The 718-nt window shown below is 43.5% G+C and carries 1 protein-coding gene; it reads left to right on the forward strand.

The features are described 5' to 3' along the window. Positions 1 to 678 (forward strand): group II intron maturase-specific domain-containing protein (locus AB1L17_RS31445; protein ID WP_412848835.1); only part of this gene is annotated, 678 nt, incomplete at its 5' end. Positions 679 to 718 lie beyond the last annotated feature (40 nt).

Genomic DNA, 718 nt, shown 5'->3' on the forward strand with positions numbered 1-718 from the left:
AGTCCGCTGCTCTCCAACATCATGTTGCATGAATTGGACATGGAACTAGAAAAACGAGGGCTCAGATTTGTCCGCTACGCGGACGACTGTAATGTCTACGTTTCTTCAAAGAAGGCTGGCGAACGGGTAATGGCATCTATTTCCTGGTTCATCGAGAATAAACTAAAACTTAAGGTGAACATTGAGAAAAGTGCAGTAGACCGGCCATGGAAACGAAAATTTCTAGGGTTTAGTTTTACCCACCAGTCTGATCCAAAGATTCGAATCGCAAAAGAAAGCATGAAGAAGGTAAAACAACGAATTCGAGAATTTACCTCAAGGTCAAAAGCGCTTCCCATGGAGTATCGAATTGAACAGCTAAATAGATACCTTATTGGCTGGGCGGGATATTTCTCACTTGCAGATACACCTTCGGTCTTCTCCAGTCTAGACGAATGGATAAGAAGAAGGCTCCGTATGTGCCTATGGAAACAGTGGAAGAACCCTCGAACAAAAGTAAAAAGGCTTATTACCTTGGGAGTGCCCAAAGCAAAAGCCTTCGAATGGGGTAATTCTCGTAAGAGATACTGGCGTATTGCGTGTAGTCCTATACTTCACAGAACTTTGGATAATGCCTATTGGCAGACCGAAGGTCTTAAGAGTCTTAAGGATAGGTATTTTCTTTTACGTCAAACTTAGATGAACCGCCGTATACCGAACGGTACGTACGGTGGTGTGA

Origin of the sequence: Brevibacillus jepli (assembly GCF_047229145.1) — a bacterium.
Classification (GTDB): Bacteria; Bacillota; Bacilli; order Brevibacillales; family Brevibacillaceae; genus Brevibacillus.